Annotated in this window: 5 protein-coding genes and 2 pseudogenes; 4 read left to right on the forward strand and 3 right to left on the reverse strand. The window is 72.1% G+C overall.

Going from position 1 to position 8,752, the window contains the following annotated elements; genetic code table 11:
- Positions 1–2,104: AAA family ATPase (locus JAO81_RS08535; RefSeq protein ID WP_199547191.1), on the reverse strand; the 2,104-nt coding region annotated here is incomplete at its 3' end.
- Complete coding sequence (locus JAO81_RS08540) at positions 2,101–3,264, reverse strand: exonuclease SbcCD subunit D (RefSeq protein WP_199547192.1); 1,164 nt, start codon at positions 3,262–3,264, stop codon at positions 2,101–2,103. The genes JAO81_RS08540 and JAO81_RS08535, both read right to left, overlap by 4 nt.
- Positions 3,265–3,597: 333 nt before the next feature.
- Here JAO81_RS08540 and JAO81_RS08545 point away from each other — a divergent pair.
- The 4 genes and pseudogenes from JAO81_RS08545 to JAO81_RS08560 all read left to right on the forward strand — a co-directional run.
- Positions 3,598–4,256, forward strand: a pseudogene (locus JAO81_RS08545) (ATP-binding cassette domain-containing protein); the annotation flags it as partial.
- Positions 4,244–4,843: pseudogene (locus tag JAO81_RS08550) on the forward strand (ABC transporter permease); the annotation flags it as partial. The pseudogenes JAO81_RS08545 and JAO81_RS08550, both read left to right, overlap by 13 nt.
- A 41-nt stretch (positions 4,844–4,884) precedes the next feature.
- Positions 4,885–5,496, forward strand: a complete 612-nt coding sequence (locus JAO81_RS08555; protein WP_199547193.1) for a dihydrofolate reductase family protein — start codon at positions 4,885–4,887, stop codon at positions 5,494–5,496.
- 216 nt (positions 5,497–5,712) lie between these two features.
- Positions 5,713–6,657, forward strand: a complete 945-nt coding sequence (locus JAO81_RS08560; protein WP_199547194.1) for a GNAT family N-acetyltransferase — start codon at positions 5,713–5,715, stop codon at positions 6,655–6,657.
- Here JAO81_RS08560 and JAO81_RS08565 read toward each other — a convergent pair.
- The coding region (locus JAO81_RS08565; protein WP_233415102.1) for a LuxR family transcriptional regulator at positions 6,652–8,752 on the reverse strand (2,101 nt) is incomplete at its 5' end. The two genes, JAO81_RS08560 and JAO81_RS08565, sit on opposite strands and share 6 nt — an antisense overlap.

The following is an 8,752-nucleotide window of genomic DNA, read 5'->3' on the forward strand; positions in this document are numbered from 1 at the left end:
CCGGCCCGCCGGCCTCCTTGAGCCGCAGGGCGCCCCCCTGTGCGGCCCGTGCCGCCTCGGCTGCTTCGGTGAGCAGCGCGGCCTGCCGCTCCAGCTGCCGTGCCCGGTCGGCGACGCTCGCCGCACTGCCCCGCGCCTTGGTCAACTCCTCCTGGAGTACGGCCTGTTCGCGGGCGAGGTTCTCGCGCCGCGAGGTGCGGGAGGCGGCGCGCCGCTCGGCGTCCCGCTGCGCGGCGACCCGGCGTTCGTGCTCGTGTTCGTCGTGCGCGTAGGCCTCGCGCGCGGCGTGCAAGGTGGAGGCGAGGGCGCGGACCTGCGCGTACTCCTGCTCCACCTCGCCCAGTGCGGCGGCGAGTTCCTCCGCGGGAGCGCCGCCCGCGGAGGCGGTGGCGACCGCAAGGGCCTCGCGTACGGAGGCGAGTGCGCTTTCGGCTTCGGTGCGCTCCTGGTCCGCTTGCTGGTACGCGGTGAGGGCCGTTTCCTCGGCCTGGCGGTCGACGTGTCCTTCGCTTCTGCGCGCGGGGGCGGGGTGTTCGAGTGAGCCGCAGACCGCGCAGGGGTCGCCGTCGGCCAGCTGGGCGGCGAGTTCGGCGGCGATGCCGCGCAGGCGCTGCTCCTTGAGGGTGAGCCAGTGCTCGCGCGCGTCCCCCGCCCGCCGGCCGGCCGCGAGTGCCTCTTCCTGGGCTTCGGTGACGGACGAGCCGAGCGCGTCACGGCGCCGGGCCGCCTCCGCCTGGTCGCGGGCCGGGCCGATCCGGCCTTCGAGCTGTCCCGCGCGGGTGGCGGCTTCCTGCGCCTCGTCGATCCGGCTCTGGTGGCCGTGGCGTACGGCGTCCCAGTCCGCGAGCCACGCCGAGGCCTCCTCGAGAGCCGCTGCGTCGGCGCGTTCCTCCTGCTCCAACTCGGCCAGCTCGTGGCCCAGTTCCCGCAGGCGCTGCTCGGCACGCCGGGCCGAGGCGAGCGAGCCGAGTTCCTCGTGGGCCTTGCGGGCGGCGGCCGCGAGCGCGGCGGCCTCGGCCCCGTCGAACGACTCGGGCAGCGCACGCCGCGCCCGGCCCTCCTCGTCGGCAGCCCGCCGCTGTGCGGTATCGGCCGAGGAGCGCAGTGCAAGGGCGGGCGCCACAGCCTCCGCCTTGCGCGCCCGCTCCATCCGCTCCTGGTCGGCGCGGTGCTCCTCGATACGTCCAGCGAGCCGCTCGGCACGCTCCTGTGCCTCGGCGTGGCGGCGCTGAAGCCGATGCGTCTCCCGTACACCGTCAAGGTTCTCCTGGGCAGCGTCCCGGGCCTGCTGTGCGGCGCCCTGGGACACGCGCGCGACCGTGAGGGCCTCGCGCGCGGCGGACCGGGCGCAGGCCGCCCAGGTCAACACGCCTTCCGCCAGGCCCGGTTCACCCGCGGCGGCCTCCGGAAGCGGCAGCTGCGCCACGCGCCCGGCGGCCTGCCCCATACGCTGCGCGGCGGCGAGCAGCCGCTCGTCGGCGGCTCGGACCTGCGCCTCGGTGCCCCGGCGCAGCTCGGCGAGATACTGCTCGACGGCCGCGAAACGCCGGGTGTCGAAGAGCCGGCCGAGCAGCTTGCCGCGCGCCTCGGCATCCGCCCGCAAGAAGCGCGCGAAATCACCCTGCGGCAACAGGACCACTTGGCAGAACTGCTCCTTGCTCATGCCGAGCAGCTGCCCGATCTCCTCACCGATCTCCTGGTGGGAGCGGCTGAGGTCCTTCCAGACGCCCGCCGAAGCGTCGTACTCGCGCAGCCACGACTGGGCCTTCTCCATGGTGGTGCCGGTGCCGCGCTTCTTGGTCCGCATCCACTGCGGCTGCCGGCCGACCTCCAAGTGCCGCCCGGCCACGGTCAGTTCGAGCACCACTTCGGTACGGGCCGCGGGCGCCGCATGATCGCTGCGCAGGGTCGTACCGGCGCCCTGCCTGGCGCCGGGTACGGAGCCGTACAGGGCGTAGCAGACCGCGTCGAGGACCGAGGTCTTGCCCGCGCCCGTCGGTCCGTGCAGCAGGAAGAGACCGGCCTCGGACAGCGCGCCGAAGTCGACCTCCTGTACGCCGCCGAACGGTCCGAAGGCCGTGAGGGTCATCCGGTGCAGCCTCATCGGGCCACCTCGCGCAGGGTCTCGTCGACGCGTACGGCGTCGAACGCCCCGCGCAGTACGGCCTGTTCGGCATCGTCGGGGCCCGCGCCGCGCACATGCGCGACGAAGTCCTCGGCGATCTGCTCGTCGCTGCGGTCCTTGAGCCGTTGCGCGTACGACACCTGCGGTTCGCCCGGCTGCCGTTCGGGAGCGAAGACGAGGCTGAGGACGTGCGGGAAGCGCTCCGCGAGCTGCGCCATCGGCTCGTCCGGCCTTACGGGATCGGTGAGCGTGGCCTCCACCCAGTGCTCGGTGACGCCCGCGAGGTCCGGGTCCGCGAGCAGTTCGTCGAGCTGGCCCTCGATCCTGGCGAGCGGCCGCGGCACGGGGCAGTCGATGCGCTCGGCGCCCAGTTCGCCGCCGGGGCCGAGGTCGATCAGCCACATCGACTTGCGGTGGTGCTGCTCGGAGAAGGAGTACGCGAGCGGGGAGCCGGAGTAGCGGACGCGTTCGGTGAGGGTCTGGCAGCCGTGCAGATGGCCGAGCGCCACGTAGTCGACGCCGTCGAAGACCCCGGCCGGCACGGACTGGACGCCGCCGACGGTGATGTCCCGCTCGCTGTCGCTGGGTTCGCCGCCCGTCACGAAGGCGTGCGCGAGCACGACGGAACGGGTGCCCGCGGCCCGTGCGGAAAGATCGGCGCGCACGCGGTCCATGGCCGCGGCGAGCACCGTCTCGTGGGCGGGCTTGTCGACCTTGAACTCGTCCTTGACCAGGGCGGGTTCGAGATACGGCAGCCCGTAGAACGCGACGTCGCCGTGCTCGTCGGCGAGCACCACGGGGGTGGCGCATGCGGCGGGTGAGGTACGCAGATGGATGCCCGCCTTGCCGATGAGGCCGGCGCCCACGCCGAGGCGGCGGGCCGAGTCGTGGTTCCCGGAGATCATCACGACCGGCACCCCGAGGTCGGCGAGCCGGTGCAGCGCGTCGTCGTACAGCTCCACGGCGGACAGCGGCGGCACGGCCCTGTCGTACACATCCCCGGCGACGACGACCGCGTCGACCCGCTCCTCGCGTACGACGGACACGAGGTGATCGATGAACGCGGCCTGGGCGTCGAGCAGGCTGACGCGGTGAAAGGCCCGCCCCAAGTGCCAGTCCGATGTGTGCAGCACTCTCATAGAACCGCTCTGACCTGCAATTTCTCTCAGTGACCCCAGAAAACAGCACCCGTCGGCCCAGCAAGCCCGGTCGACAGCCACCACGCTAACGCCTGGCGGCACCTGACTTACCACCGACCTCGGAACGCATTAAGTCATGGCGCCCGATACCAGACCCTCCCGCCGGCTTCGTATGTTCGCACCACTTACGCCGCACATCGCACCTGCACGTACCGGCGCGGTGGCCGCCCACGCACCGCAGTAGCGGTCCCCGCGACTGCCGTCGCCCTCTCCGCTCACGTACACCCCGCACTTTTCAGTCTTCGATTGGAGGGCTCCATGTCTTCAGCTGTCATGCCCACGTCCAGACGGAGTGGCGGTCACGCGCCGCCTGCCGCCATCTCCGCCGTCGGTCTGCGCAAGTCGTACGGTGACAAGACCGTGCTCGACGGCATCGATCTGCACATCCCGGCCGGCTCCGTGTTCGCGCTGCTCGGGCCGAACGGCGCCGGCAAGACCACCGCCGTGAAGATCCTCTCCACCCTCATCTCCGCCGACGGCGGGCAGGCCCAGGTCGCCGGCCACGACGTCGCGCGGAACGCGGACGGGGTACGTGGCGCGATCGGGGTGACCGGGCAGTTCTCCGCCGTCGACGGTCTGATCACCGGCGGGGAGAACATGCTCCTCATGTCCGGCCTCCACCTGATGTCCAAGGGGGAAGCGCAGCGAGTCACCGCCGAGTTGCTCGCGCGTTTCGATCTCTGGAGGAGGCCGACGAACTCGCCGACCGCATCGCGGTGTTGAACGACGGAAAGATCGTCGCGGAGGGCAGCGCCGACGAACTCAAGCGCATGATCCCTGGCGGACATGTGCGGCTGCGCTTCACCGATCCGGCCGCGTATCAGGCGGCGGCCTCCGCACTGTCCGAGGCCGCGCGCAGTGACGAGACGCTCGCCCTGCAGATCCCCAGCGACGGCAGTCAGCGCGAACTGCGCTCCCTTACATCGCGTATCTCGTGCCCGGCATCCTGCTGATGACCATCGGCGGCACCACCATCGGCGCCGCGGTATCGGTCTCGATGGATATGACCGAGGGCATCGTCGCCCGCTTCCGCACAATGAGGATCCACCGCGGATCCATCCTGATCGGACACGTCATCGGCAGCGTGCTCCAGTGCCTGATCAGCGTGGTCTTCGTCGGTGCCGTCGGCGCCGCCATCGGCTTCCGCTCCACCGGCGCCACCGTCCTGGAGTGGCTTGCCGCCTTCGGACTGCTTGCCCTGTTCGCCCTGGCCCTCACCTGGATCGCGGTCGGCATGGGCCTGGTCAGCCCGAATCCCGAAGCCGCCGGCAACAACGCCATGCCGCTGATCTTCCTGCCGCTCATCTCCAGCGCCTTCGTCCCAGTCGGCAACATGCCGGGCTGGTTCCAGCCGATCGCCGAGTACCAGCCCTTCACCCCGGCCATCGAGACCCTCCGCGGTCTGCTCCTCGGCACCGAGATCGGCACCAACTGGTGGATCACCCTCGCCTGGTGCCTGGGCCTCACGACCCTCGGCTACCGGTGGTCCAAGTCGACTTTCGAACGCGATCCGAAGTAGAGACCACACAACCCGCAACCGCATCTTTCGGAAGGAAGCTGATGTCCGACACCACCTGCCACATGTCGATCTCGCTCGACGGCTTCGTCGCCGGACCCGAGCAGAGCAGAGAAAATCCGCTGGGCAAACGCGGCAAAGAGCTGCACAGCTGGCATATCGGCGACCCGCGCGCGACCGATGCCGACAAGACGGCCATCAGCTGGCTGATGCGCCCGCGTGGCGCCTACGTCATGGGCCGAAACATGTTCGGGCCGATCCGAGGCGAGTGGAACGAGACGTGGGACGGATGGTGGGGCCCCGAGCCCCCGTACCACGCCCCGGTCTTCGTGCTCACCCGCTACGCCCACGAACCGATCAAGATGGAGGGCGGGACCACCTTCCACTTCGTCACCGAAGGCTTCGACGCCGCTTACGCGCAGGCTCTCGAAGCCGCCGACGGCAAGGGTGTGGACATCGCCGGTGGCGCTTCGACGGTTCAACAGGCACTCGACGCCGGCGTGATCGATGAACTCATCCTCGACATCGCACCCGTCCTGCTCGGCAGCGGCGAGCGCATCTTCGACGGCGTCGAGACCTTCGATTTCAAGCCCACCGAGGTGCTCCACTCACCGCTGACCACTCATATCCGCTACCGCAAACGCGACGCCGGCTGAGCGGCAACCGGGGCTTCGCTCAGCTCCCTTGCGGACCTCCTCGCGACCAGTCGGCATCGTGAACAACCAGGGACGGCGACCTGCCCGGTCGCCGTCCCTTTGCCATGCACCGGGCGCCGTGGTCACGCCATGGCCGCATTAAGTCATGGCGACCGATACCGGCTCGCCCGGCCGGCTTCGTACGTTGACGGCACATACCAAAACCTTGGAGAACACATGCTGTTCCGATCTGCGACCGACAGTGACACCGACCGCGTGGCGGCTGTCGTGGTCGACGAGCCCGTGGGCTGGATTCCCGCCGACCGTTACCTGGACGAGTTGCGCCAGCGGATGTACCGGCCCGAGTGGACCTGGCTGGCCGAGGACGAGGGGCAGGTGGTGGGCCGCTCGCTGTGGTGGGGACAGTCGACAGCCGAGCACCCGGTGGATCTCGACTGCCTGTGGGTGGACGCCTCGGTGCCGGACCGCGCCAAGGTCGCGGCGGGCCTGCTGGCCGCCGGCCTCGAGAGCTTCACGGCGCGGGGCGCGGCCGACCTGCCGATCCTCACCGTGAAGCTCACCGACGGCTGGCGCGACGACCCGGCCGTGTCCGCCGCCGCCGAATGGCGTCACGACGCCGCACTGGCCGCCGGGCTCAGCCACGTGGTGGAGCGGCTGCAGCTGGAGTGGACGGCCCCCGCCGGGCTGGCCGCCGCCGGGGCCCCGCTGAGCTTCCCCCGCGCCTCCGACGAGGAGTTCCTCCCGGTCTTCCGCGGGATCGCCGAGGGCAGCCTGGACGCCGGTACCCGTAAGGACATCGCCGAAGTCGGCGCCGATGCCGCGGCCCGCAAGGCGATGGACTTCTATCTGGACTGCCTCGGGGAACGCGACTGGTGGCGTCTCGCGTACGACGCCGACGGCGAGGTGGTGGGCCTTGCGATCCCCTCGGCAACTCCGTATGCCCGCAATGTCGGCTATATAGGGGTGCTCCCGAAGTTCCGCGGCCGTGGCTACGTGGACGAGGTGCTCGCCGAGATCACCCGCTTCCAGGCCGCGGCCGGCGCGGAGCGGATCACCGCCACCACGGACCGGGGGAACGTGCCGATGGCCGCGGCCTTCGCGCGGGCCGGCTACCGGATCACGGAGATCCGGATGGTCTACTCGGTGCCTGCTGCCTCATGACTCCAGAAGGTCGGACAGTTCCGTACGGGAGCTGACGCCGAGCTTGGGGAAGGCGCGGTAGAGGTGGTGGCCGACCGTGCGCGGGCTGAGGAACAGCTGTGTGGCGATCTCGCGGTTGGTCGCCCCCGTGGCGGCGAGCCGTACGACCTCGCGTTCCTGCGGACTGAGCCGGCCGATCCGGCTGTCCGTGCCCGGATCGTGCGCTTCCCCGGCGGCTTCGAGCTCGGTGCGCGCCCGGTCCGCCCACGGCGCGGCGCCCGCTTTCGCGAAGATCTCCCACGCGGTACGCAGATGCTCGCGGGCCTCGATGTTGTGGCGTCGGCGCCGTAGCCACTCCCCGTAGAGGAGCGCGGTACGGGCGCGGTCGTGAACGCCGCCGTGCTCGTGCAGGGCCAGGGCCCGCGTGTAGTGCTCGACCGCCTGCTCGTCCGGTCCGGTCAGGGCCGTGCAGCGGTGGGACAGCGCGGTGAGCGCGGGCTGTCCCACGGTGGCGGCCCAGGCCGCGAGGCGGGTCGCCGGTTCCCTCGCCTCGTCCGGCCGCCCGGCGCGGACGGCGGCCTCGACGAGGTCGGGGAGCAGGTGCTGGGCGAGCGCGGGGTGGGCCCGTTCGCGGGCCGCGGCCCGCAACGGTGCGAGCGCCGACTCGGCGCGGCCCAGGCCGAGTTCGAGCAGCCCGAGCGCGTGCTGGGCATCCGCGCCTGCCCGTCCGACCCCTCGCGGGCGTGCGTAGGCGAGCGCTTCCTCGGCCTGCTCGCGCACATCCGCTTCGCGGCCCTGGACGGCGGCGAGCAGCGCCAGGCGGGAGCGCAGATGGGCGGCCCGATGGTCCAGGTCGTAGGAGTCGGCGAGGTAGAGCCCCTCGGTGGCGTGCTCCTGCGCGTCGCCGGTCCTGCCGAGCGCCGTCTCGACCCGCGCGAGCAGATCGAGCGCCGTGGGCAGCCAGCCACCGATCCCGCTGGCGCGACACCGGGCGACGGCCGCGGTGGCGTGCTCGTACGCGCGGGGGTGATCGGCGAGGAGATGCGCATGGTGCGCCGCCATCAGGAGCGCCATGTGATCGTCCCCGGTGGGCGGTGGGGAGTCGTGACCGGCGGGCGGTGGGTGTGCGGCGGGCGAGTCGGGCGCTCCGCTCGGGAACAGCCAGGCCGCAACAGCCAGTTCGGGCAGGTGCGGGGCGCGGGCGGCGATCTCCGCCAGGAGCCCGGTGTCCTCCGCGGAAAGCGCCGCGTGCAGCGCCTCGGTCAGCAGGGGTGCCATCTTGTCGGCGCCGGCGAGCCCTGACGTGTCGTCGTCGACATGACCCAACGTGTCGCTGCCGGCCAACCTCGGCGTATCGCCGTCGACATGACCCAACGTGTCGCTGCCGGCCAACCCCGGCGTATCGCCGTCGACAAGCCCCAACGTGTCGCTGCCCGCAAACCCCGGCGTATCGCCGTCGACAAGCCCCAGCTCGTCCACGCACGCGAGCAGCGTGCGAGCCGCGCGCGCCGGGCTGCCGTAGCCGAGCTCGACGACCGCACGGGCCCGGGCGAGGTCCGCCGCCGAGGCCGGGTCCGACAGCGGAAGCGGGACCTGGTCGGCGAGGCGGCGGCAGGGGTCGTCCTGGCCTGGCTCGCTCGCCTTCTGCGCCCCGTCGATCAGACGCCGTGCGCGCAGGTGCGGGTCGGCCGTGAGCTGCGCGGCCCGCTCGTACGCCGCGGACGCGGAGGCCGCACCCTGCCGGCTGCCGGCCCAGGCGGCGACCCGTTCCAGCTCCCTGGCGACCTGCTCGTCGGGTCCGGTCGCCGCGGCGGCCAGGTGCCAGGCACGGCGGTGCGCATGCCGTTCGGAGTCCAGCGCCGCCGCGAGCGCCTGGTGGGCGGCAATGCGTCGGGCGAGCGGTGCGGACTGATAGGCCGCGTACCGGCTCAGCGGGTGCCCGAAGCGCACGGCCGCGGCCGAAAGCCGTACGATTCCGGCCTGTTCGGCGGGTTCGAGATCGGCCACCGTGCCACCGAACCGGCCGATGGCCCCCACCACCACGGCGAGCTCCCCCGTGTCGTCGGCGGGGGGGGGCCCGGGGGGCGCCCCCGGGGGGGCCCGGGGGGGGCGCGGC

The organism is Streptomyces sp. N35 (assembly GCF_016464295.1).
Taxonomy (GTDB): Bacteria; Actinomycetota; Actinomycetes; order Streptomycetales; family Streptomycetaceae; genus Streptomyces.